At 60.4% G+C, this 20,802-nt stretch carries 25 protein-coding genes; 11 read left to right on the top strand and 14 right to left on the bottom strand.

The genetic code is table 11. The annotated features are described in order from the left end of the window. Positions 1-32: 32 nt before the first annotated feature. Genes yihG through ACU680_RS09640 form a run of 3 tightly spaced genes read right to left on the bottom strand, consistent with a single transcriptional unit; the run spans position 33 to position 3,425 of the window. Positions 33-938 (bottom strand): 1-acylglycerol-3-phosphate O-acyltransferase, YihG family, encoded by a 906-nt coding sequence (gene yihG, locus ACU680_RS09650; RefSeq protein WP_448179316.1) that lies wholly within the window; start codon positions 936-938, stop codon positions 33-35. Next, complete coding sequence (gene pta, locus ACU680_RS09645; RefSeq protein ID WP_448179315.1) at positions 939-3,038, bottom strand: phosphate acetyltransferase; 2,100 nt, start codon at positions 3,036-3,038, stop codon at positions 939-941. A gap of 60 nt (positions 3,039-3,098) precedes the next feature. Next, positions 3,099-3,425 carry a DUF3565 domain-containing protein gene (locus tag ACU680_RS09640; protein ID WP_448179314.1) on the bottom strand — a complete coding sequence of 109 codons (327 nt, stop codon included), beginning with the start codon at positions 3,423-3,425 and terminating at the stop codon, positions 3,099-3,101. On the opposite strand from ACU680_RS09640, the gene ACU680_RS09635 reads away from it, so the two are divergent. From ACU680_RS09635 to ACU680_RS09625, 3 genes are all read left to right on the top strand, one after another. Then, positions 3,394-3,879, top strand: coding sequence for an FKBP-type peptidyl-prolyl cis-trans isomerase (locus tag ACU680_RS09635; protein ID WP_007968032.1), 486 nt, complete (start codon positions 3,394-3,396; stop codon positions 3,877-3,879). The two genes, ACU680_RS09640 and ACU680_RS09635, sit on opposite strands and share 32 nt — an antisense overlap. Positions 3,880-4,001: 122 nt before the next feature. Further along, on the top strand, positions 4,002-4,484 hold the full coding sequence (locus tag ACU680_RS09630) for a glutathione peroxidase (protein ID WP_448179313.1): 483 nt from the start codon (positions 4,002-4,004) through the stop codon (positions 4,482-4,484). Positions 4,485-4,625: 141 nt separating this feature from the next. After that, the gene (locus tag ACU680_RS09625) at positions 4,626-5,729 is read left to right on the top strand and encodes an NADH:flavin oxidoreductase (protein ID WP_448179312.1); all 1,104 of its coding nucleotides are present in this window, start codon (positions 4,626-4,628) and stop codon (positions 5,727-5,729) included. Positions 5,730-5,864: 135 nt separating this feature from the next. On the opposite strand, the gene ACU680_RS09620 is transcribed toward ACU680_RS09625, so the two are convergent. Beyond that, on the bottom strand, positions 5,865-7,064 hold the full coding sequence (locus tag ACU680_RS09620) for a glycosyltransferase family 4 protein (protein WP_448179311.1): 1,200 nt from the start codon (positions 7,062-7,064) through the stop codon (positions 5,865-5,867). A 54-nt stretch (positions 7,065-7,118) separates the two neighbouring features. Beyond that, positions 7,119-7,871, bottom strand: a complete 753-nt coding sequence (gene cysZ / locus ACU680_RS09615; protein WP_007968036.1) for a sulfate transporter CysZ — start codon at positions 7,869-7,871, stop codon at positions 7,119-7,121. 311 nt (positions 7,872-8,182) lie between these two features. Here cysZ and trxB point away from each other — a divergent pair, with 311 nt between their 5' ends. Then, positions 8,183-9,145: a thioredoxin-disulfide reductase gene (gene trxB, locus ACU680_RS09610; protein ID WP_003221727.1), complete on the top strand. Its 963-nt coding sequence runs from the start codon at positions 8,183-8,185 to the stop codon at positions 9,143-9,145. 124 nt (positions 9,146-9,269) lie between these two features. Here trxB and ACU680_RS09605 read toward each other — a convergent pair whose 3' ends face one another. From ACU680_RS09605 to ACU680_RS09580, 6 genes are all read right to left on the bottom strand, one after another. After that, a complete protein-coding gene (locus ACU680_RS09605; protein WP_448179310.1) occupies positions 9,270-9,608 on the bottom strand; it encodes a HopJ type III effector protein in 339 nt (112 codons plus the stop codon). After that, positions 9,601-9,897 carry a DUF1244 domain-containing protein gene (locus tag ACU680_RS09600; protein ID WP_115986687.1) on the bottom strand — a complete coding sequence of 99 codons (297 nt, stop codon included), beginning with the start codon at positions 9,895-9,897 and terminating at the stop codon, positions 9,601-9,603. Before ACU680_RS09600 ends, ACU680_RS09605 begins: the two co-directional genes overlap by 8 nt. A 68-nt stretch (positions 9,898-9,965) precedes the next feature. Beyond that, the gene (gene folX / locus ACU680_RS09595) at positions 9,966-10,337 is read right to left on the bottom strand and encodes a dihydroneopterin triphosphate 2'-epimerase (RefSeq protein WP_007968040.1); all 372 of its coding nucleotides are present in this window, start codon (positions 10,335-10,337) and stop codon (positions 9,966-9,968) included. Then, positions 10,338-10,898, bottom strand: a complete 561-nt coding sequence (gene folE, locus ACU680_RS09590) for a GTP cyclohydrolase I FolE (protein WP_007968043.1) — start codon at positions 10,896-10,898, stop codon at positions 10,338-10,340. 21 nt (positions 10,899-10,919) lie between these two features. Next, a complete protein-coding gene (folM, locus tag ACU680_RS09585) occupies positions 10,920-11,630 on the bottom strand; it encodes a dihydromonapterin reductase (RefSeq protein WP_448179309.1) in 711 nt (236 codons plus the stop codon). Positions 11,631-11,759: 129 nt separating this feature from the next. Next, positions 11,760-12,329 (bottom strand): antibiotic biosynthesis monooxygenase, encoded by a 570-nt coding sequence (locus ACU680_RS09580; protein ID WP_367083143.1) that lies wholly within the window; start codon positions 12,327-12,329, stop codon positions 11,760-11,762. Positions 12,330-12,541: 212 nt separating this feature from the next. On the opposite strand from ACU680_RS09580, the gene ACU680_RS09575 reads away from it, so the two are divergent. Beyond that, positions 12,542-13,501 (top strand): MerR family transcriptional regulator, encoded by a 960-nt coding sequence (locus ACU680_RS09575; protein ID WP_448179308.1) that lies wholly within the window; start codon positions 12,542-12,544, stop codon positions 13,499-13,501. Between the two features lie 3 nt (positions 13,502-13,504). Here the strand turns inward: ACU680_RS09575 and ACU680_RS09570 are convergent, their stop codons facing one another. Beyond that, complete coding sequence (locus ACU680_RS09570) at positions 13,505-14,110, bottom strand: hypothetical protein (protein ID WP_007968048.1); 606 nt, start codon at positions 14,108-14,110, stop codon at positions 13,505-13,507. Positions 14,111-14,165: 55 nt separating this feature from the next. Next, positions 14,166-14,642 (bottom strand): PAS domain-containing protein, encoded by a 477-nt coding sequence (locus ACU680_RS09565; RefSeq protein ID WP_007968050.1) that lies wholly within the window; start codon positions 14,640-14,642, stop codon positions 14,166-14,168. 153 nt (positions 14,643-14,795) lie between these two features. On the opposite strand from ACU680_RS09565, the gene ACU680_RS09560 reads away from it, so the two are divergent. Continuing rightward, complete coding sequence (locus ACU680_RS09560; RefSeq protein ID WP_448179307.1) at positions 14,796-15,251, top strand: flavodoxin; 456 nt, start codon at positions 14,796-14,798, stop codon at positions 15,249-15,251. Here the strand turns inward: ACU680_RS09560 and ACU680_RS09555 are convergent. Further along, entirely contained in the window at positions 15,241-16,128 is an 888-nt protein-coding gene (locus ACU680_RS09555) for a LysR family transcriptional regulator (protein WP_448179306.1), read from the bottom strand. The two genes, ACU680_RS09560 and ACU680_RS09555, sit on opposite strands and share 11 nt — an antisense overlap. Before the next feature lie 94 nt (positions 16,129-16,222). On the opposite strand from ACU680_RS09555, the gene ACU680_RS09550 reads away from it, so the two are divergent. From ACU680_RS09550 to ACU680_RS09530, 5 genes are all read left to right on the top strand, one after another. Further along, positions 16,223-16,609 carry a CidA/LrgA family protein gene (locus tag ACU680_RS09550; RefSeq protein WP_007968058.1) on the top strand — a complete coding sequence of 129 codons (387 nt, stop codon included), beginning with the start codon at positions 16,223-16,225 and terminating at the stop codon, positions 16,607-16,609. Then, complete coding sequence (locus ACU680_RS09545) at positions 16,599-17,285, top strand: LrgB family protein (protein ID WP_007968060.1); 687 nt, start codon at positions 16,599-16,601, stop codon at positions 17,283-17,285. The genes ACU680_RS09550 and ACU680_RS09545 overlap by 11 nt, the downstream gene beginning before the upstream one ends. A 131-nt stretch (positions 17,286-17,416) precedes the next feature. Next, the gene (locus tag ACU680_RS09540; protein ID WP_007968062.1) at positions 17,417-18,199 is read left to right on the top strand and encodes a class II aldolase/adducin family protein; all 783 of its coding nucleotides are present in this window, start codon (positions 17,417-17,419) and stop codon (positions 18,197-18,199) included. Continuing rightward, a complete protein-coding gene (locus ACU680_RS09535; RefSeq protein WP_448179305.1) occupies positions 18,199-19,101 on the top strand; it encodes an alpha/beta fold hydrolase in 903 nt (300 codons plus the stop codon). The genes ACU680_RS09540 and ACU680_RS09535 overlap by 1 nt, the downstream gene beginning before the upstream one ends. Before the next feature lie 209 nt (positions 19,102-19,310). After that, positions 19,311-20,222 (top strand): SDR family oxidoreductase, encoded by a 912-nt coding sequence (locus ACU680_RS09530; RefSeq protein ID WP_448179304.1) that lies wholly within the window; start codon positions 19,311-19,313, stop codon positions 20,220-20,222. Positions 20,223-20,802 lie beyond the last annotated feature (580 nt).

Below are 20,802 nucleotides of genomic sequence, written 5' to 3'. Positions count from 1 at the left end.
GCTATCGCGAGCAGGCTCACTCCTACAGGGGATTAGCGTTTGTCTGCGAATTCGCGGTGCATCTGTTCCAGCAGCGCATCCTTGTCCTGCCACAGCTGGTTGATCCAGCCCTGGAATTGCAGGCGATATTCGCCGTCCTGGTCGTAGTTCTTGCCAATGAACGCTGGCGGGATCTGCAGCTCTTCAAAGTGCACCACCACGTCGCGCACGTTGCCGCACAGCAGATCCCAGAAACCCGGACGCCCGCCCGGATAGTGGATGGTCACGTTGACGATCGACTCGAGTTGCTCACCCATCGCATCGAGCACGAAGGCGATACCACCCGCCTTGGGTTTGAGCAGGTATTTGAACGGCGACTGCTGCTGCGCGTGCTTGCCTTCGGTGAAGCGTGTGCCTTCGACGAAGTTGAAAATCCCCACCGGATTGTTGCGGAATTTCGCGCAGGTCTTGCGCGTGGTTTCGAGGTCTTTGCCTTTCTTCTCCGGGTGCTTTTCCAGGTACGCCTTGGAGTAGCGCTTCATGAACGGGAAGCCCAGCGCCCACCAGGCCAGACCGATCACCGGAACCCAGATCAGTTCCTGCTTGAGGAAGAACTTCAGCGGCTGGATGCGGCGGTTGAGCACGTATTGCAGCACCAGAATGTCGACCCAGCTCTGGTGGTTGCTGGTGATCAGGTACGAGTGTTGGTAGTCCAGGCCTTGCAGGCCGCTGATGTGCCAGCGGGTGCGGCGCACCAGGTTCATCCAGGCTTTGTTGTTGCTGATCCAGGCTTCGTGGGTGTGGCTCATCAGCCACAGTGAGGCGCGGCGGGCGAGGTCGAACGGCAGCACTTTGATCAGCGCCACGCAGAACAGGAACGAGCACAGCAGAATCGTATTGAGCGCCAACAGTAGCGCGGCGATCACGCCGCGAATCGGGGCGGGCAGGAAGTCCAGCATTTACACATCCATAGGTCGGTTGGCGGCTTGAATCGCGGTCAGGGCGATGGTGTAGACGATGTCGTCGACCTGCGCGCCGCGCGGCAGATCGTTCACCGGTTTGCGCAGGCCTTGCAGCATCGGGCCGAGGCTGACGCAGTCGGCGCTGCGTTGCACGGCTTTGTGAGTGGTGTTGCCGGTGTTGAGGTCAGGGAATACGAACACCGTGGCGCGACCGGCTACCTGGCTGTTCGGCGCCAGTTGCCGGGCGACGTCTGCGTTGGCGGCGGCGTCGTATTGCAGCGGGCCGTCGATCAGCAGCGAGTGCTGTTGCTCGTGGGCGAGCAGGGTGGCTTCGCGGACTTTCTCGACCTCTTCACCGCTGGCCGATTCGCCGCTGGAGTAACTGATCATCGCCACGCGCGGGGTGATGCCGAATGCCGCTGCGGAATCGGCGCTCTGCAGGGCGATCTCCGCCAGTTCGACGGCGCTCGGGTGCGGGTTCATCACGCAGTCGCCGTAGACCAGCACTTCTTCGGGGAACAGCATGAAGAAGACCGACGACACCAGCGTGCAACCCGGTGCGGTCTTGATCAGTTGCAGCGCCGGACGGATGGTGTTGGCGGTGGTGTTGATCACGCCCGAGACCAGGCCGTCGACTTCATCCAGCGCGAGCATCATGGTGCCGATCACCACGGTGTCTTCCAGTTGCTGTTCGGCCATCGGCGCGTTGAGGCTCTTGCTCTTGCGCAGGGCGACCATCGGCTCGATATAGCGTTCGCGGATCAGGTCCGGGTCGAGAATCTCCAGCCCCGGCGGCAACTCGATGCCCTGAGCGCGGGCCACCGCTTCGACGTCCTCGGGTTTGGCCAGCAGCACGCAACGGGCGATGCCGCGTTCCTGGCAGATCGCCGCCGCTTGCACGGTGAGCGGCTCGCTGCCCTCGGGCAGGACGATGCGTTTGTTCGCCGACTGCGCGCGCTGGATCAGTTGATAACGGAATACCGCTGGCGACAGGCGCATTTCCCGCGGTGTGCCGCAGCGCTGGTGCAGCCACTTGGCGTCGAGATGGCTGGCGACGAAGTCAGTGATGATCTCCGCACGCTCGCGGTCATCGATGGGGATTTCCTTGTTCAGGCCATTGAGCAGATTAGCGGTGTCGTAGGAACCGGTGCTCACCGACAGCACCGGCAGACCGGCCTGCAACGCGCCACGGCACAGGTCCATGATGCGCGGATCGGGTAGGGTGTCGCTGGTCAGCAACAGACCGGCCAGCGGCACGCCGTTCAACGCCGCGAGGCTGACCGCGAGAATGATGTCGTCGCGGTCGCCCGGGGTCACCACCAGCACGCCGGGCTTGAGCAGCTCCACAGTGTTGCGCATGGTGCGCGCGCAGATGATGATTTTGGTCATGCGCCGGGTTTCGTAATCGCCGGCGTTGAGCACCTGCGCGCCCATCAGGTCGGCGACGTCGCGGGTACGCGGTGCATTGAGTTCGGGCTGGAACGGAATGCAGCCGAGCAGGCGGAAATCACCGCTGCGCAACAACGGCGAATGTTCCTTGAGCCGTGTGGCGAAGGCCTCCATGCTCTCGTCGGTCTTGACCTTGTTGAGGATCACGCCGAGGACTTTCGGGTCTTTCGGGCCGCCGAACAATTGCGCCTGCAATTCCACGCGACCGGAAAGTTCGGCGAGCACTTCATTCTCCGGCGCCGAGACCAGAATCACCTCGGCATCCAGGCTCTTGGCCAGGTGCAGGTTGACCCGCGCGGCGTAACTGGCGCTGCGGGTCGGCACCATGCCTTCGACCACCAGCACGTCTTTGCCGATGGCAGCTTGCTGATACAGGGCGATGATTTCTTCAAGCAACTCATCGAGCTGACCGTCGCCGAGCATCCGCTCGACGTGGGCCAGACCCAGTGGTTGCGGCGGTTTCAGACCGTGGGTGCGCGCCACCAGTTCGGTGGAGCGCTCAGGCCCGGTGTCACCCGGATGCGGCTGGGCAATCGGTTTGAAGAAGCCGACTTTCAGTCCGGCCCGCTCCAGGGTACGCACCAGCCCGAGGCTGATGGAGGTCAGGCCCACGCCAAAATCGGTGGGCGCGATAAAAAAAGTTTGCATGCGAATTCTCTAAAGTTGCATGGCAATGGTGGCGATCCATACGTGATCGCCTACCGAAATTCAGTCGCCAAGGTTATCGCTAACCGAGCCTTGTGCGCACCAACCGCAGGTAAAGGGTTGGCCTATTTTTTCAATACGTTGCGCCGGGTCCAGGACCCAGGCGCGCGATTGCCATGGCGGCTGATGGCGCAGGTGCTGGGTGTGGCCACAGGAAAGCTCGGCCACCCAGTGACCGTCTTCATCCTGATGGAAGCCGGTGATCGTCGAATCCCGTTTGTCCGGGTTGTGTTCGCTTTCGCGCGATTGCTTCGCTAAACTTGGCCTTTCTATATTCTTCTGCAAAAGGTCTCGCCCCATGCTGATCGCCGCCAATAAGGCTGTCTCCATCGACTATACCCTGACCAACGACGCTGGTGAGGTCATCGACAGCTCCGCCGGCGGCGCTCCGCTGGTCTACCTGCAAGGCGCAGGCAACATCATCCCGGGCCTGGAAAAAGCTCTGGAAGGCAAAGCTGTTGGTGACGAGCTGGAAGTGTCCGTAGAACCGGAAGACGCTTACGGCGAATACGCCGCTGAACTGGTCAGCACCCTGAGCCGCAGCATGTTCGAAGGCGTTGACGAGCTGGAAGTCGGCATGCAGTTCCACGCTTCGGCGCCGGACGGCCAGATGCAGATCGTGACCATCCGTGACCTGGACGGCGACGACGTCACCGTCGACGGCAACCACCCACTGGCCGGTCAGCGCCTGAACTTCAAAGTGAAGGTCGTTGCTATCCGTGACGCCAGCCAGGAAGAAGTCGCTCATGGCCACGTCCATGGCGAAGGTGGCCATCACCACTGATTTTCTGCGCTAAGCTTCGAGTACTGGAGAGGCGCCTGCGGGCGCCTTTTTAGTCCGCGGCTGTCCTTGGCGCTCTCGCCAAGTGGCTGTTTCGAGTAGAACACGGGAATCTGGAGTCCGTCATGAGTGCTTTTCACGACCTTAAGTTGACAGCCCTGGATGGTCAGGAGCTACCGCTGGCGCCTTTCAAGGGCCAAGTCGTGCTGGTGGTCAACGTCGCCTCCAAATGCGGCTTGACCCCACAGTACGCGGCACTGGAAAACCTCTATCAGCAGTTCAAAGACAAAGGTTTCAGTGTGCTGGGCCTGCCGTGCAATCAGTTTGCTGGCCAGGAACCAGGCTCCGAGAAGGAAATTCAAGAGTTCTGCAGCCTCAACTACGGCGTGACGTTTCCGTTGTCGAGCAAGCTTGAAGTCAACGGCCATGAGCGCCATCAGCTGTACCGCTTGCTGGCGGGAGAGGGCGCGGAATTTCCCGGTGACATCACCTGGAATTTCGAGAAGTTTCTGCTCGGCAAGGACGGCCGGGTGCTCGCGCGATTCTCGCCACGCACGCCGCCGGATGATCCGACCATTGTCCACGCGATTGAAAAAGCGCTGGGCTGAAACACAAAAATCGCAGCCATCGAGCTGCGATTTTTTTTGCCTGACTTTTGACCCTTAATCATTCAGATCAATAGTGCTGTTCAAGGGCGCTGACTGTTCATATTATCGCCGTCATAAAGTCATTCCCTGTGGAGCCTTCCCATGCCGGTGCAAGCCCTGTTCAAACCGTTCCACCTCGGTGCCCTCGAACTGCCGACCCGCGTGGTCATGGCGCCGATGACCCGCTCGTTTTCCCCGGGTGGCGTACCCAATTCCAAAGTGATCGAGTACTACCGTCGCCGTGCTGCGGCCGGTGTCGGCCTGATCATCACCGAAGGCACCACGGTCGGTCACAAGGCTTCCAACGGTTACCCGAACGTGCCGCAGTTCTTCGGTGAAGCGCCACTGGCCGGCTGGAAAAAAGTCGTCGACGCGGTGCATGCCGAGGGCGGCAAGATTGTTCCGCAACTGTGGCATGTCGGCAGTGTGCGCCGCATCGGCACTGAACCGGACGCCAGCGTGCCGGCTTACGGTCCGACGGAAAAACTCAAGGACGGCCAGCTCGTGGTGCACGGCATGAGCAAACAGGACATTCAGGACGTGATCGCCGCGTTCGCCCAGGCGGCCAAAGATGCGCAAAGCATCGGCATGGACGGCGTGGAAATCCACGGCGCCCACGGATACCTGATCGACCAGTTCTTCTGGGAAGGCAGCAACCAGCGCAGCGACGAATACGGCGGTAGCCTGGCCAACCGCTCGCGTTTCGCCATTGAATTGATTCAAGCGGTGCGCGCGGCAGTCGGTGAAGGCTTCCCGATCATCTTCCGTTTTTCGCAATGGAAGCAGCAGGATTACACCGCGCGTCTGGTGCAGACCCCGGAGGCGCTGGGCGAATTTCTCAAGCCGCTGTCCGACGCCGGAGTGGATATTTTCCACTGCTCGACGCGGCGTTTCTGGGAGCCTGAGTTCGACGGTTCCGAACTGAACCTGGCCGGCTGGACGCGCAAGCTGACCGGCAAACCGACCATCACCGTGGGCAGCGTCGGTCTGGACGGCGAGTTCCTGCAGTTCATGGTCAACACCGACAAGGTCGCGCAACCGGCGAGCCTGGAGAAACTGCTGGAGCGTCTGAACAACGACGAGTTCGATCTGGTGGCAGTGGGTCGTGCGCTGCTGGTGGATCCGGACTGGGCGCTGAAAGTGCGTGAAGGGCGTGAGCAGGACATTCTGCCGTTCAGCCGTGAGGCGTTGATGACGCTGGTTTAAGCGGCGCTCTCACTGACGCTACCGCTGGCAAGCCAGCTCCCACAGGTTTTGCGGGTGTTCACAAAAAATGTGTTCACCGCAGCCCCTTGTGGGAGCTGGCTTGCCAGCGATAGCGGCTTCAAAGTCAGCCAGGATTCAGGGCAATGTCTGCGCATTCGGCACCACCTGCTCCCGCACACACGCCCCACGCAAATGCTTTTCAAATTGCTCGATGATCACCGCCCACCCCTGACGACTGGCATGCTGGCGCGCATTCAGACGCACACAGCGCAAGCGTTCATCTTCTTCCAGCAACCAGGCCGCCGCATCGCAGAACGCTTCCTCATCCCCCGGCATCGCCAACACGCCGTTGTAGCCATGGCGAATGTGCTGCGCCGCCGCAGCCTGATCGTAAGCCACCACCCCCAGCCCTGAAGCCAGTGCTTCAAGCACTACGTTGCCAAAGGTTTCGGTCATACTCGGGAACAGAAAAATATCGCCGGACGCATAATGCGCCGCCAGCGCTTCACCGCGTTGTGAGCCACAGAAGATCGCTTGCGGGAGATCCTTTTCCAGCGCAAGCCGTTGCGGTCCGTCGCCCACCACGATCAACTTCAGGTTGCGCTGTGGATAAGTCCGGCAGAGGGTGTCGAAGCAGCGCTTGAGCAGACCGAGGTTCTTTTCCGGGGCCAGACGTCCTACATGAATCACCGCGATGTCCTGCTCGCTCAGGCCCCATTGCTCACGTAGTCCGTTCAACCGCTTGGCCGGATGAAACAACTGGCTGTCCACGCCTCGGGAGAGCAGGGCGAGACGGTCGAAATGCCGACGCTCCAGTTCCAGGCGCTGACTGACGCTCGGTACCAGGGTCATCGCCGAGCGGTTGTGAAACCAGCGCAGATAATGGGTCAGCAAGCGCGTCAGCAAACTCAGCCCATATTGATTGGTGTATTGCTGGAAATTGGTGTGAAAACCGCTGACCACCGAAATCCCCAGGCGTCGCGCCGCACGCAACGCCGACAAACCGAGCGGGCCTTCGGTGGCGATGTACAAGACGTCCGGGCGATGACGCTTCCAGCGCCGCAGCAGTTTGTGCATCGACGATTGGCCCCATTGCAGACCGGGATAGCCCGGCAACGGCCAGCCCCGGCACAACAGCAAGGCATCGTCCTCGACACGCTGCGGATCCCCCGCCTGGCGCGGTCGCACCAGTTCCACCTGATGCCCACGCGCGCGCAAGCCATCGCACAAGCGACCAAGGGTATTGGCCACCCCGTTGATTTCCGGTGGGAAGGTTTCGCTGATCAGGGTGATATGCAGAGCTGTCGTCATGACCTCAGTGTCGGCTGAGGCCATGTCGCGCTTGTGACGTTCGGATGATGGATTTGTGACTGGCTGTTTGGGAGCGGCCTAGCGCTGCGTGACGAGGTTCTCCGCCCCGCGCTCACGTACCCAGAACAAGGTCGCGCCCGCTACGGCGGCCGGCATCATCAGAATGTTCACCACCGGAATCAGCAGCGCCAGATAGACGATGCCGCCAAAACTCATGCTCTGCCAGCGCTTCTGGCGCAGCCAGGCGAGCATCTCGTTCCAGCCCAGTTTGTGGTTGTCCGCCGGGTAGTCGATGTACTGGATCGCCATCATCCACACGCCGAACAGCAGCCACAGCGGCGCGGCGACGATGTTCACCACGGGGATGAACGAGAGGATGAACAGGCCGATCGCCCGCGGCAGGAAATAGCCGAGTTTGCGCATTTCCCGGGCGAGGGTGCGCGGGATCATCGCGATCAGTTCGCCCCAACTGAAGGCCGGGAAATCATCGGTGCCGCGTACCACCACTTCGACTTTTTCCGCTAGGAAGCCGTTGAACGGTGCGGCGATGACGTTGGCGAGCATGGTGAAGGTGAAAAACACCATCAACGCCACCAGCACAACGAACAGTGGCCACAAGATGTAGCTGAGAAAACTCAGCCAGTCGGGCAGCGACGGCATCAGGCTGTCGACCCACAGGCTGAACTGATGGCCGGCCAGATAGATCAATCCGACGAACAGCACCAGGTTGATCGCCAGCGGCAGCAGCACGAACAGGCGCAGGCCCGGGCTGAGAACCAGTTTGAGGCCTTCGCGCAGGTATTGCGGGCCGGACAGAACAGGGGCGGGCATAAGGTGCTCCGAGCAAGGGAAAACGCGCCGACCTTACCGACTTTGCAACCGGTGCGAAAGCGCGGCAGAGCCATCGACATTCACTGTAACAAAGACGTCGATCTGGTCGGAGTCTGCGTATAGAGACCACCTATGAGCTGGATTGTTATTCCGTATTTCCTTAATCTTGCCCCCCTCGATACGCTGCACCCAACTTTTTACAGGACTGTCGAGCTCATGCCTTCCCCAAGGTTATCCACAGTCCTTTTTTATTCCCGCCGGCAGTCCGGCGTTCCGCGCCAGTCTTTCGGCCCGGTCAACAGGAGCAGGTCATGTCTGAAGTCCGTCATTCGCGAGTGATTATTCTCGGTTCCGGCCCTGCCGGTTACAGCGCTGCGGTCTACGCCGCCCGTGCCAACCTCAAGCCACTGCTGATCACCGGCATGCAGGCCGGCGGTCAACTGACCACCACCACCGAAGTCGACAACTGGCCAGGCGACGTACACGGCCTGACCGGCCCGGCGCTGATGGAGCGGATGCGCGAGCACGCCGAGCGTTTTGAAACCGAGATCGTTTTCGATCACATCAACGCTGTGGACTTCGCCGCCAAGCCGTACACCCTGACCGGCGACAGTGCGACTTACACCTGCGACGCGCTGATCATCGCCACCGGTGCCAGCGCTCGCTACCTGGGCCTGCCGTCGGAAGAAGCGTTCATGGGCAAAGGCGTTTCCGCCTGCGCGACCTGCGACGGTTTCTTCTACCGCAACAAGCCAGTGGCTGTGGTCGGTGGCGGCAACACCGCGGTTGAAGAAGCACTGTACCTGGCCAACATCGCCAGTACCGTGACCTTGATCCACCGTCGCGAAACCTTCCGCGCCGAGAAGATCCTGATCGACAAGCTCAACGCCCGCGTGGCCGAAGGCAAGATCATCCTCAAGTTGAACGCCAACCTCGATGAGGTGCTGGGCGACAACATGGGCGTGACCGGCGCGCGCCTGAAGAACAACGATGGCAGCTTCGACGAAATCAAGGTCGACGGCGTGTTCATCGCCATCGGCCACACCCCGAACACCTCGCTGTTCGAAGGCCAGTTGACCCTTAAAGACGGTTACCTGGTGGTGCAGGGCGGTCGTGACGGCAACGCCACTGCTACCAGCGTCGAAGGTATCTTCGCTGCCGGTGACGTGGCCGACCACGTTTACCGTCAGGCCATCACCTCGGCCGGCGCCGGCTGCATGGCGGCACTGGACACCGAGCGTTATCTGGACGGTCTGCAGAACGCTTCGTTCTAAATCGCAGACACAAAAAAACCGGCTTCGGCCGGTTTTTTTATGAGAGTCAAAAGATCGCAGCCTGCGGCAGCTCCTACGGGAATCAGTGTAGGAGCTGCCGCCGGCTGCGATCTTTGCTCTTGAATCAGCGGCGGGTCAGCGGCTGTGCTTCGAACCTCACACCGGCCAGCCCGTGCTTGATCAGCGCGCGGATATTGCCGTGGTCGCTGCCTTCAGGCGTCGCCAGCACCGAGCGGTAATGCTCGCCGAATGCCAGCAGCGCTTCCTCATCACTCAAGCCTTCCAACAGCGCCAGACCCAAGGTCTTGCACGAACCTTCATTCTGCCCGGCGGCGTTTTCCACACCACCGTTGTTGAACGCCTGAGGCTGGTAGTCGTAACCGGCGGCGATGAAAGCCAAGGTGTCGGCAAAAACGTGTTCGCCGCTCTTGAGGCTGGCGCGCAGAGTGTTCAGATCACTCATTGGGTTTTCCTTTGGCGAACGCCGCCTGTTGTTCGGCGCTGGCTTCTTGCTGGTATTGGGCTTTCCATTCGGCATAAGGCATGCCGTAAACCACTTCACGGGCGTCGTCGAGGCTGACCTCGATCTGCTTCTCGTCGGCGGCAGCCTTGTACCACTTGGACAGGCAGTTGCGGCAGAACCCGGCGAGGTTCATCAGGTCGATGTTCTGCACGTCCTTGCGGCTGTCCAGATGGGCAACCAGTCGGCGGAAGGCGGCGGCTTCGAGTTCGAGGCGTTGTTGCTCGGTCATGATGGGCTCTGTGCAGTCTATTCGTGGCGCGGATGATAAAAGTCTGGCGCGCGATGCGCCAGACATGCTCAGCGGCTGGCGGCGAGGGTGATCGACACCGATTCGGCAAACCGCAGCGCATGCGGCTTGTCGACTTCGACTTCGGCGTACAGCACCGCGGCATGGGTCATCACCAGATCCAGCAGCTCCTGGGTCAGGCGTTCGAGCAGCGCAAAACGATTGCCCTCGACGTGGGCGATGATCGCCTTGGTGATGGTGCGGTAGTTCAGCGCGTGATCGATGTCGTTGTCACGCACCGCTTCCTGCGCTGCGTACAGGATGGTCAGGTTGATCAGCACATCCTGCTTGTTGAGGATCTCGTCCTCGTTGATCCCGATAAAGGTGCGCAGGCGCAGATCCTTGACCCGGATGCGCGCCATTCCCGGTTGAAGTTGTGACATTTACTTGCTCCGTCCAATCAATTGCAGGAACTCCTGACGGGTGTTGCTCGAGTCGCGAAAGGCGCCGAGCATGACCGAGGTGTTCATGGTCGAATTCTGTTTCTCGACACCGCGCATCATCATGCACATGTGCCGGGCCTCGATGACCACCGCGACGCCGGCGGCATCGGTGACCTGTTGCACCGCATCGGCAATCTGCCGGGTGAGGTTTTCCTGAATCTGCAGGCGCCGGGCGAACATGTCCACCAACCGCGCGATCTTCGACAGCCCCAGCACCTTGCCTGTCGGAATATAAGCCACATGGGCCTTGCCGATGAAGGGCAGCAGGTGATGTTCGCACAACGAGTACAACTCGATATCGGCGACGATGATCATCTCGTCGCTGTCAGAGGCAAACAGCGCGCCATTGACGATCTGATCCACACTCTGTTCATAGCCGTGACACAGGTATTGCATGGCCTTGGCCGCGCGCACCGGGGTGTCGAGCAGGCCTTCGCGGTCGGGGTCTTCGCCGAGGCCGATGAGGATCTCGCGGTAATTCTCGGGCAGGGTACGGCTCATGGGAGATCCTCGCGCAGCAGCTTATTTGACGTGCCGTCCGCCATTGACGGTCAGGGTCGTGCCGGTGACATAGGGGTTGTCGAGCAGATAGCGCAGGCTCTGGTAGATCACTTCGCTGCCGGGCTCGATGCCCAGCGCGGATTTGGCCAGCGCCTTGGCACGGTACGCCGCGTCGTCGTCGGGATTGAACAATAGCAGGGCCGGCGCGATGCCGTTGACCTTGATCGCCGGTGCATAACGCGCGGCGAACGACAGGGTCAGGCTGTCGAGCCCGGCCTTGCTGGCGCAATAACCGATGTGCTTGCTGCTGCCCTTGCGGGTGACGTCGTCGCTGATGTGGATGATGTCCGCCGGCGTCGAGCGCCTGAGCAGGTCGGCGCAGTGCAGGTTGATCAGGTACGGCGCGAGCATGTGCACGTTGAGCATGCGCGAGAAGGCTTCGGCTTCGTTGCCCGAGGTTTCCGCCAGCCATTCGGAGGCGTTGTGGATGATGGCGCGCAGGCAGTCGGTGTGGCTTTTCAGTTCTTCGATGAAGACGAGGATGGCGGCTTCGCTGGAGAAGTCCGCGAACACCCCGATCGCGCCCAGATCCCGCAGGGCTTGCACGCCGGGACGTTCGCTGCGGTAGGTGAAGATGACCTGATGGCCGTCCTCAAGCAAACGCTGCGCGCAGTGCAGACCGACACGCTGGCCGGCACCGGTGATGAGGATCGGGGCGGAGGAATTGGTCATGTACGGCTCGGGTCGCGGTCAGAGTAAAAACTATAACAGCGACGCTGCCGAAAAGATCGCAGCCTTCGGCAGCTCCTGCAGGGGCGCATTCATCTGTAGGAGCTGACGAGTGCAACGAGGCTGCGATCTTTAGCGATTTTGCGTAGAGGGTGTTGCAGGCAAAGGTCGCGCCGGCACAGCGTTCAACCAGTTGGCCAGCAACCGCGTCGACAGCGGAATGAAGAAGTACACCATCAGCGGCGTCAGGCATGCGGTGCTGATCAACACCCGCGGCAGCAGGCTCATCTCGCCGAGCAGCGGGCCGAGGACAAAGTTGAACAGCAGCGATACCGGGAAGAACGCCAGCCAGATCGCCACAGCCTGTTTCCAGCGCGGAGGCCGCTGACCAGCCGCGGCGAACCAGCCTTCGATGCCGCTGACTCGATGCTCTTTGGGGTGCGCAAACAGATCGCTGCCCCGGGCCAACCAAGCGGTACGCGAGGCCGAGTGTTCCCAAGCGTGTAGGGTCTGCTCGTCAACGAAGCGGAAAATGATCTGGAATTCGTTGTCACCGGGTGGCGGAGCGAGCACGCCGGAACCCAGGTAACCGGGAAAGTCTGTGGCCAGTTGTTCGCCTTCGCGCAGCCAGGCAATCAGGTCATGATAGCGGCCGTCGGCGACGCGACGAGCAACCATCAGCGTGACGGGGGAAGTAGACATTGTGTATCTCCATATTTCGATTGCGTCGCTCCGGGTAGGAGATTTCGCATGGCGCAGGCCGGGGTAGGGGCCTGCACTTTTCAGCAAGCAAGGATTATTCCCGATTTTGATGACAGTTTCAGAGACTTTCGTCTCTGTTCATTGGGTTGAACCGATAGAGGGCATCGGATGTAGAATGGGATCCAAATTTACCGCGCGGACACACCAGCACCATGGCTGTTATCACGGACGCTAACCCTGCCCCGCAGGCCTCTGTCGCGCTAGAGCGCGAGGAGTTGTTCCCTATTCGGGAGGTGTCGCGGCTGACCGGCGTCAACCCGGTTACGCTGCGTGCATGGGAGCGCCGCTACGGTTTGATCCAGCCGACGCGCACCGAAAGCGGGCACCGGTTGTATTCGATGACCGAAATCGAGCGTGTGCGCAGCATCGTCGACTGGATCGATCGCGGCGTGGCCGTGAGCAAGGTCGGCAAGATCCTCGCCAAGACCGAGCCATTGAAGGCCCTGGCGCATATCATCCCCGATGATCTGGTTCAGACCGATTACGCGCAGTGGCAGCAGCAGGTGCAAGTTGCAGTCAGTGCGTTCGATGACCGCGCGCTGGATCAGGTCTACAACCAGATTTTCTCTTCCTACTCGCTGCCGGTGGTGTTTCAGGACATCCTCATGCCGTTGTGGCTGCAGATGTTGCAGCGCCAGGACGCCTTCGGTCAGACCAGCGAGTGGCTGTTTTTCGACGGGTTCCTGCGGGCTCGGGTGCTGCAGCGCATTGTTGCGCTGCGCGGCACGCAACCGCGCAAGGTGATTGTCAGTGCGCTCGCCGGTCAGTGTCGTGAACTCGAGCTACTGGTTGCCGCGTTGTTTCTCAGTGGCAATGACGCCGGGGTGCGGGTGCTGACCACCGGTCAGCCATTCGATGAGTTGGCGCTGGTGTGCGAGCGGATCAAGCCGCAGGCGCTGGTGCTGTTTTCCAACCACGCCCCGACAGCCGATTTGCCGCGACGGTTGAACCGTCTGGCGTTAAGTCTGGATTGTCAGGTCATGCTCGCCGGTGATACTGCTGATCTGGCACAGGACAACCTGGCCGGATCGTCGATCGGTTGTCTGGGCAATGAAGGGGCGACGATGCGTCAGCGCATGACGCAGTTTCTCGCGGGGACACTGGATACCTGACGATCAGGTGTGCAGGGCGGGGTGGGTCAGACGGTGTTGCTGCAGAATGAACTGGCGCAGGCGTTCGGTTTCATCGGCATCGGTCTGGCTCAGCTCGTAGGCGTAGAAGCCGTGCTCGGTTTCGCGCTCGAAATTGCCGCGCAGGGAAATCCGCTCATAGCCTGACGGGCTGAACCACAGGGCGAAATGCTTGGGTGGTTTGGTCTTGTTGCGCATTTCCAGCAGCACGCCTTTGTGCGACACCTCGTGCACCCACATCATGCCCGGCTGGCCCTTGGCATTTTCCAGCGCTACCGGCTCTTCGAGGGTCAGGCGCCATGGGCGAACCATCGGCCCGTCTTCGTAAATGCTCGGTACGCCCAGACGCAGGTGCAAGGCGTGGAATTCGTCTTCCACCAGGTGCAGCGGAAAGGTCATCTGCTGATTTTCGAAGTTGGCCTGGATGGTCACTTGCTCTTGAGCCGCGAGGCGCGTGAGCAAGTCGCGGATCTGCGAACCACCATTGACCAGCAGGCTCGACGTCGCATCCCGCACATTGAGCTGCGGGTTGTGCTGCATGGTCTGGATGAAATCCAGCTCATCCTGGGTCAGGAGGGCGTCGCGTTGCATGGCCTGGCTCGAAAGAAATAGTTACAAAGTCATTGGTGATTGTAGTTAATGACACTTAGTTCGCTGTTTTGTTTGCGCCGTTCGTCGCTTTCAACGCTGCAAGCTCCGCTTGTAATGCCGCAACCTCGGCCTCCAGCTGAATGACGCGCTGCTGTGCCTTGACCTGAACGGTGACATCCTTCTGCACACCGACGAAGTAGGTCTGACCGTCATCGGCATTTTTTACCGTCGAAAGCGACAGTTCGTTCCAGAACGGTGTGCCGTCCTTGCGGTAGTTGCGCAGGATCTCCCGGCACGAACCACCCTCGCGCAACACTCCGCGAATCCGCTCCAGACTTGCCTGATCACGGTCTCCGGCCTGCAGAAAGCGGCAGTCCTGATAGAGAATCTCTTCGCTGCTGTAACCGGTCAGGCGTTCGAAGGCCGGGTTCACATAGATCAGGATGTTGTCCTGCTCACCTTCTTTCTCAGCCACCACGATTCCGTCGTTCGACGCGTTGATCACCATTTGCAACAGACTGGCATTGATCATCTGTGAATCCTTTCAGCATTGTCGATGGCTCGCATTCTAGAAGATCAGCCGGCGCTGTCTATAGGCCATCAGCGTCTGTTGAGAGCCAGTCGCAACATCTCTGTCGGGACTGCTACTATCGCCGCTCTTTTTTTCAGCTTCAGGATCAGATTGATGAAAGTCGCCATCCTCTCCGGCTCGGTTTACGGCACGGCCGAAGAAGTCGCCCGTCACGCGCAGAACCTGCTGAAAGACGCCGGTTTTGAAACCTTCTACAACCCGCGCGCCAGCCTGGCGGACCTTCAGGCGTTCGGCCCTGAAGCGTTTCTTGCGGTGACCTCGACCACCGGCATGGGTGAGTTGCCGGATAATCTGGTGCCGCTGTATTCGAGCATTCGCGATCAACTGCCAATGGCCTGGCGCGGTTTGCCGGGCGCGGTGATCGGTTTGGGCGATGCCAGTTACGGCGATACGTTCTGTGGCGGCGGCGAACTGATGCGTGAGTTGTTCGCCGAGCTGGGCGTGCGCGAAGTGCATCAGATGCTGCGTCTGGACGCCAGCGAAAGCGTGACCCCGGAAACCGACGCCGAGCCATGGCTGGCGCAACTGATCGCCACGCTCAAGGGCTGATCGCGCGCTCGCGCAGCAAGGCCAGCCAGGCCTGCGCAGCTTTCGACAGATAGGCACCCCGGCGCCAGATGAACGCGATGTCCCAACGCAAGTAATCCGGTGCGCGCAAGGTCAGGCGCACCACGCCCGGACGCTGCAGTGCCCGGGCGACCACACTGGGCAGCAGCACCACGCCTTGCCCGGCGGCCACCAGTGCCACGAGAAAATCCGCCTGGCCACTGCGCCCGCCTTCTTTCGGGGTAAAGCCCAGTTGCTGGCAGGCCTGCAGTAGACGGTCATTGAGCACAAAGCTGCGCTGATACAGCAGGAACGGCGTGTCGGCCAATTCCTCAAGACCAATCTCGCCGCGTGCTGCCAACGGATGATCCACCGGCAGCAGCGCATCGAGCTTTTCATCGCAGAAAGGCTGGAAGTCGAACTGCGGATCTTTCGGCAGCAGGCTCCCGCCCAACTCCAGTTCGCCGCTGAGCACCGCCTGCTCGACATTGCGGCTGCCGCCCTCAAGCAATTGAATGCTGATGTTCGGATAGCGCCGCCGATACTCGGCAAACAGCCCGGCGAACAGTGCATCGCTGCCCAGCAGCGGCAGGCCGAGGCGCAGTTCACCGCGAGCCAGTTGGCTCAAATCATCCAGTTCGCTGAGCAACTCATTGCGCAAACGCAACATGCCTTCGGCGCGCTGCAGCACCACGCTGCCCGCGGCGGTCAGGCGCAGTTGCGAGCCGAGGCGTTCAAGCAATGGCGTGCCGAGGCTCTGCTCCAGTTGCGCGACTTGCTTGCTCACGGCCGACTGGCTGATGTGCAGGGTTTTCGCCGCCTGGGTGAAGCCGCCCTGATGCATGACTTCGACAAAACTGCGCAGCTGTTTGAATTCCATGTTCCGATTCCATTGTGGAATAGGACTGAGTCTAACAATTCGCTTCTGGGATGGCAGGCCGCTTCGTAAAATAAGCCCCTGTAAGGAGCCCAACATGAACGCCGCATCCCTCAAATATCTTTCCCGTCTATTCGCAGAACTGGCCGTGCTGCTCGGTCTCTACCTGCTCGGCTGCCAGATCGCCGCGTGGCTGGCCTGGCCGATTCCCGGCGGCGTCATCGGCATGGCTTTGTTGCTGCTGGCGTTCGCGTTTGGCTGGGTCAAACCGGCGGCGCTGCAACTGGGTGCCGGGTTGCTGATGGCCGAGATGCTGTTGTTCTTTATTCCGGCACTGATGAGTCTGCTCGACTACGGCGCACTGCTGCGCAATGACGGCTGGCGGATTCTGCTGGTGATCGGCGCCAGTACCCTGATGGTGATGCTCGTGACCGCATTCACCGTCGAGCTGGCCGTGCGCCTGAGGCGGTCCCATGAAGCTTGAATGGATGCCGATGTTCTGGCTCGCTTTCACCCTGCTGGCGTATCTGTTCAGTCGCTGGATTTATCGGCGTACCGGACGTTATCTGCTGTCGCCGCTGATTCTGGTGCCGGCGCTGCTGCTGGCCCTCGCCGTGCCGCTGCACACCGCCTACGCCGAATATTCCAGCAACACCCACTGGTTGATGCTGGTACTCGGGCCGGTGACGGTCGCTTTCGCGGTGCCGATCTGGCAGCAGCGGCGATTGCTCATGCAGCATTGGTCCGCGTTGCTGCTGGGTATGTTTGCCGGTAGTGCCGCGTCGATCGCCACCTCGTTCGGTCTGGCCAGGGCACTGGCGCTCGACAGCTCGGTGACCATGTCACTGGTGCCACGTTCGATCACCACGCCGTTCGCCATGCCACTGGCGCAGGATCTCGGTGGTGTGCCGGAACTGACCGCGGTGTTCGTGATGTTCACCGGCGTGTTCGGCGCGATGCTCGGTGGCGTGTTGCTCAAGTGGCTGCCGTTGCGCAGTGCCCTGGCGCGCGGTGCGTTGTTCGGGGTTGGCGCGCACGGCGCAGGCGTCAGTCGGGCGCATGAAGTGGGCGGTGAAGAAGGCTCGGTGGCGGGGCTGGTGATGGTGCTGACCGGGTTGCTCAATCTGTTCGCCGCGCCTTTGTTGGCGTCGTTGCTTTGACATGGATCCAAGGTGTTTGCATGGCTGACCCGCTCAGTCATCAAGCTGGCTGGCAATGCAACTCCGCGATCCTCTGCGCCTGACTAGACTGCTGACACGTGCAGAACAATAAGAACGCAGAGGTGCATACAGTGAGCGTAGCCCCCGTCCAGTCGTCCCTTGATGTCAAAGACCAGGTCAGTGCGGCGGAATGGCAGACTCGGGTCGATCTTGCCGCCTGCTATCGACTGGTGGCGTTGCATGGCTGGGACGACCTGATCTTCACCCACATCTCGGCCAAGGTCCCCGGCACCGAAGACTTCCTGATCAACCCGTTCGGGTTGATGTTCCATGAGATCACCGCGTCGAGCCTGGTCAAAGTCGATCAGGCCGGCAACAAGCTGATGGACAGTCCCTACGAAATCAATCCCGCCGGCTACACCATTCACAGCGCCGTGCATGAAGTGCGGCACGATGTGGTCTGCGTGCTGCACACTCACACCGCATCCGGTGTCGCGGTGTCGGCGCAAAAGCAGGGCGTGTTGCCGATCAGTCAGCAGTCGCTGTTCGTGCTGTCGAGCCTGGCTTATCACGCCTATGAAGGCGTGGCGCTGAATCATGAAGAGAAGGCCCGTTTGCAGGCCGACCTTGGCGAGAACAATTTCCTCATGCTGCACAACCACGGTTTGCTGACCTGTGGCAGCACCATCGCCGACACCTTTCTGATGATGTTCACCTTCCAGCGCGCCTGCGATATTCAGGTCATGGCGCAAACCGGCGGTGCTGAACTGATCGCCATCGAACCGCAGATACTCGCGGGCGCCAAAGCGATGATCGCCGGCGTGACCAAAAGTGCTCAAGGCATGGGCGGCGCGCTAGCCTGGCCGGCGCTGCTGCGCAAACTCGATAAACAAGACCCCGGATATAAACTCTGATGCCTCTTGCCGAGATTCCTCTGTGTGTCTGGCGCAAACGCAGCCGGACGTTTGTCTTCCGCGGCCAGTCGATCCGCTACTGGACGGCGGGGCAGGGTGAGCCGCTGCTGCTGATCCACGGTTTTCCGACGGCCAGTTGGGATTGGCACTATCTATGGCAACCACTGGCCCAGCGTTATCGAGTGATTGCCTGCGACATGCTCGGTTTCGGGGATTCGGCCAAACCGTTGCATCACCGCTACAGCCTGCTGGAACAGGCCGACCTGCAACAGGCGCTGCTGGCGCATCTTCAGATCGAACAACCGGTGCATGTGCTGGCTCACGATTACGGTGACAGCGTTGCCCAGGAACTGCTCGCCCGGCATTACGAAAACCGGATCGAGGTGGCCAGTTGTGTCTTTCTCAATGGCGGACTGTTCCCGGAAACCCATCGCCCGGTGCTGATGCAAAAGCTGTTGCTCAGCCCGCTGGGCTGGATGATCGGGCGGGCGTTCAGCCGTGACGCGTTGGTGAAAAGTTTCCGGCAGATCTTTGGTCCGCAGACCGGCCCCAGCGAAAGTGAGCTGGATGATTTCTGGAGTCTGATCGAGACCCATCGCGGCCCACGCATCCTGCACAAACTGATCAGCTACATCCCCGAGCGCCGTGTGCAGCGCGACCGTTGGGTGGCGGCCATGCAGCGTGATGAAATCCCGCTGCGAGTGATCGATGGCGAAGTCGACCCGATCTCCGGTGCGCACATGGTCGAGCGTTATCGTGAGCTGATTGCTGATGCCGACACCGTGTTGTTGCCGGGCATCGGTCATTACCCACAAATCGAAGCGCCGGTGCAGGTGCTCAAGCATTACCTGGCGTTTCGTCAGCGTCTGGAGTTGCCGCCGCGCAAGGTGGCGTGCTCCTGAAAGATCAAAAGATCGCAGCCTGCGGCAGCTCCTGCACAAATTAATGTAGGAGCTGCCGAAGGCTGCGATCTTTTGATCTTTTGATTTTGCTGTTCATCATCCCCCAGCCTTATCGCCCACCATTCAGCCCCAGCCCTGTTCGTTGTGAGCGAAAGCCCCGTGCCTGACACTCGGGATTACTGTCCCTCAGGCCTGCTGGAGTTCCTGCGATGAATGAGTCCGTACGTTTCGAAGACAAAGTCGTGATCGTCACCGGCGCCGGTGGTGGCCTGGGCCGGGCGCACGCGTTGCTGTTTGCCCGGCACGGCGCCAGGGTGCTGGTCAACGACCTCGGCGGCTCGACTCAGGGCGAAGGCGCCAACGCCTCCGCCGCCGACCGTGTGGTGGCGGAAATTCGCGAAGCCGGCGGCATCGCCGAGGCCAACCATGACTCGGTCACCGACGGCGACAAACTGGTACAGAACGCCCTCGACGCCTTTGGCCGTGTCGACGTGGTGGTGAACAACGCGGGGATTCTGCGCGACAAGACCTTTCACAAGATGGACGACGCTGACTGGGATCTGGTCTATCGCGTCCACGTCGAGGGCGCCTACAAAGTGACCCGCGCCGCGTGGCCGCACCTGCGTGAGCAAAACTACGGCCGGGTGATCTTCACGGCATCGACCTCGGGCATCTACGGCAACTTCGGCCAGTCCAACTACGGCATGGCCAAACTCGGCCTCTACGGCCTGACCCGTACCCTGGCCATCGAAGGTCGCAAGAACAACATTCTGGTCAATGCCATCGCGCCTACCGGCGGCACGCGCATGACCGAAGGCCTGATCCCGCCGCAAGTGTTCGAACAGCTCAAACCGGAGCTGGTCAGCCCGCTGGTGGTGTACCTGGCCAGTGAACAGTGCCAGGAAACCTCCGGCCTGTTTGAAGTCGGTGGTGGCTGGATGGGCAAGGTGCGCTGGGAACGCAGCCTCGGCGCCGGGTTCGATCCGCGCAGTGGTTTCTCGCCGGAAGATGTCGCGGCGCACTGGCAGCAGATATGCGATTTCGAAGGCGCGGTGCATCCGAAGGACAACATTGAAGCGCTGAAGGAAATGATGGCAAACTTGCAGAAGTATTCGCTGTGACGTGTGTCATGCCCGGCTAATGAGCAACCCGATCGGCAAAACTTTCGCCCATAAAAAAGGCCGCTGCAAACGCAGCGGCCAAGGTAAGACGTTGGATCAAGGAGCTACAAATCAACGTCAGTGAACACCTGGGCGATCAATCGAAGCATCGACTCATCTGAAATCGGTCAGCGCTGGCGCGGGTTACTCAGCAGCCAAAGCTGGGTGCTTTGCGGCGTGTGCCGTGAAAGCCCGCTCAGAATAAGCACTTGAGCCCAATGGAAAAATAGCGATTCCGGACATGCACTGTTACGGGGCGTGCAACAGTCTTGTTCGTGCCAGCGCACCCTGCTTGGACTTTGCAGAGCATTCGCAGTCTCAAATGTATCGCTTCTGTCTATTCTGGATGGCTGCGTTAGTTGCTTTGTATGGATCTTGTTGCGCAGTGTTTGTTTTGTGATCTTGTCACTTTTCATAAGTGGCTTCTTTGTTTTGATTAATGTTTTGTAATCTATATTTGTTGAAATGAACTGGCGCTTCTTGTTTTTCAAAAATGAAACTATCTTTCGCTGTCGCAGTGATACGGGGTTCCGTTCATTGA

This window comes from Pseudomonas sp. LF020 (assembly GCF_053456425.1).
Note: the sequence above shows the minus strand (reverse complement) of the source record. Positions and strands in the feature narration are given on the sequence as shown.

Excerpts from the sequence above, each read along its gene's own strand:
- ACU680_RS09565 (WP_007968050.1), bottom strand. The coding sequence starts at position 14,642 with ATGATCAATGCCAGTCTGTTGCAAATGGTGATCAACGCGTCGAACGAC.
- ACU680_RS09640 (WP_448179314.1), bottom strand. The coding sequence starts at position 3,425 with ATGGAGACAGCCTTATTGGCGGCGATCAGCATGGGGCGAGACCTTTTG.
- ACU680_RS09625 (WP_448179312.1), top strand. The coding sequence starts at position 4,626 with ATGCCGGTGCAAGCCCTGTTCAAACCGTTCCACCTCGGTGCCCTCGAA.
- ACU680_RS09550 (WP_007968058.1), top strand. The coding sequence starts at position 16,223 with ATGAACGCCGCATCCCTCAAATATCTTTCCCGTCTATTCGCAGAACTG.
- ACU680_RS09580 (WP_367083143.1), bottom strand. The coding sequence starts at position 12,329 with ATGTCTACTTCCCCCGTCACGCTGATGGTTGCTCGTCGCGTCGCCGAC.
- cysZ (WP_007968036.1), bottom strand. The coding sequence starts at position 7,871 with ATGCCCGCCCCTGTTCTGTCCGGCCCGCAATACCTGCGCGAAGGCCTC.
- ACU680_RS09555 (WP_448179306.1), bottom strand. The coding sequence starts at position 16,128 with ATGGAATTCAAACAGCTGCGCAGTTTTGTCGAAGTCATGCATCAGGGC.
- ACU680_RS09635 (WP_007968032.1), top strand. The coding sequence starts at position 3,394 with ATGCTGATCGCCGCCAATAAGGCTGTCTCCATCGACTATACCCTGACC.
- ACU680_RS09620 (WP_448179311.1), bottom strand. The coding sequence starts at position 7,064 with ATGGCCTCAGCCGACACTGAGGTCATGACGACAGCTCTGCATATCACC.
- ACU680_RS09530 (WP_448179304.1), top strand. The coding sequence starts at position 19,311 with ATGAATGAGTCCGTACGTTTCGAAGACAAAGTCGTGATCGTCACCGGC.
- ACU680_RS09570 (WP_007968048.1), bottom strand. The coding sequence starts at position 14,110 with ATGCAACGCGACGCCCTCCTGACCCAGGATGAGCTGGATTTCATCCAG.
- ACU680_RS09560 (WP_448179307.1), top strand. The coding sequence starts at position 14,796 with ATGAAAGTCGCCATCCTCTCCGGCTCGGTTTACGGCACGGCCGAAGAA.
- folM (WP_448179309.1), bottom strand. The coding sequence starts at position 11,630 with ATGACCAATTCCTCCGCCCCGATCCTCATCACCGGTGCCGGCCAGCGT.
- ACU680_RS09545 (WP_007968060.1), top strand. The coding sequence starts at position 16,599 with ATGAAGCTTGAATGGATGCCGATGTTCTGGCTCGCTTTCACCCTGCTG.
- trxB (WP_003221727.1), top strand. The coding sequence starts at position 8,183 with ATGTCTGAAGTCCGTCATTCGCGAGTGATTATTCTCGGTTCCGGCCCT.
- folE (WP_007968043.1), bottom strand. The coding sequence starts at position 10,898 with ATGAGCCGTACCCTGCCCGAGAATTACCGCGAGATCCTCATCGGCCTC.
- pta (WP_448179315.1), bottom strand. The coding sequence starts at position 3,038 with ATGCAAACTTTTTTTATCGCGCCCACCGATTTTGGCGTGGGCCTGACC.
- yihG (WP_448179316.1), bottom strand. The coding sequence starts at position 938 with ATGCTGGACTTCCTGCCCGCCCCGATTCGCGGCGTGATCGCCGCGCTA.
- ACU680_RS09630 (WP_448179313.1), top strand. The coding sequence starts at position 4,002 with ATGAGTGCTTTTCACGACCTTAAGTTGACAGCCCTGGATGGTCAGGAG.
- ACU680_RS09575 (WP_448179308.1), top strand. The coding sequence starts at position 12,542 with ATGGCTGTTATCACGGACGCTAACCCTGCCCCGCAGGCCTCTGTCGCG.
- ACU680_RS09605 (WP_448179310.1), bottom strand. The coding sequence starts at position 9,608 with ATGAGTGATCTGAACACTCTGCGCGCCAGCCTCAAGAGCGGCGAACAC.
- ACU680_RS09600 (WP_115986687.1), bottom strand. The coding sequence starts at position 9,897 with ATGACCGAGCAACAACGCCTCGAACTCGAAGCCGCCGCCTTCCGCCGA.
- ACU680_RS09535 (WP_448179305.1), top strand. The coding sequence starts at position 18,199 with ATGCCTCTTGCCGAGATTCCTCTGTGTGTCTGGCGCAAACGCAGCCGG.
- folX (WP_007968040.1), bottom strand. The coding sequence starts at position 10,337 with ATGTCACAACTTCAACCGGGAATGGCGCGCATCCGGGTCAAGGATCTG.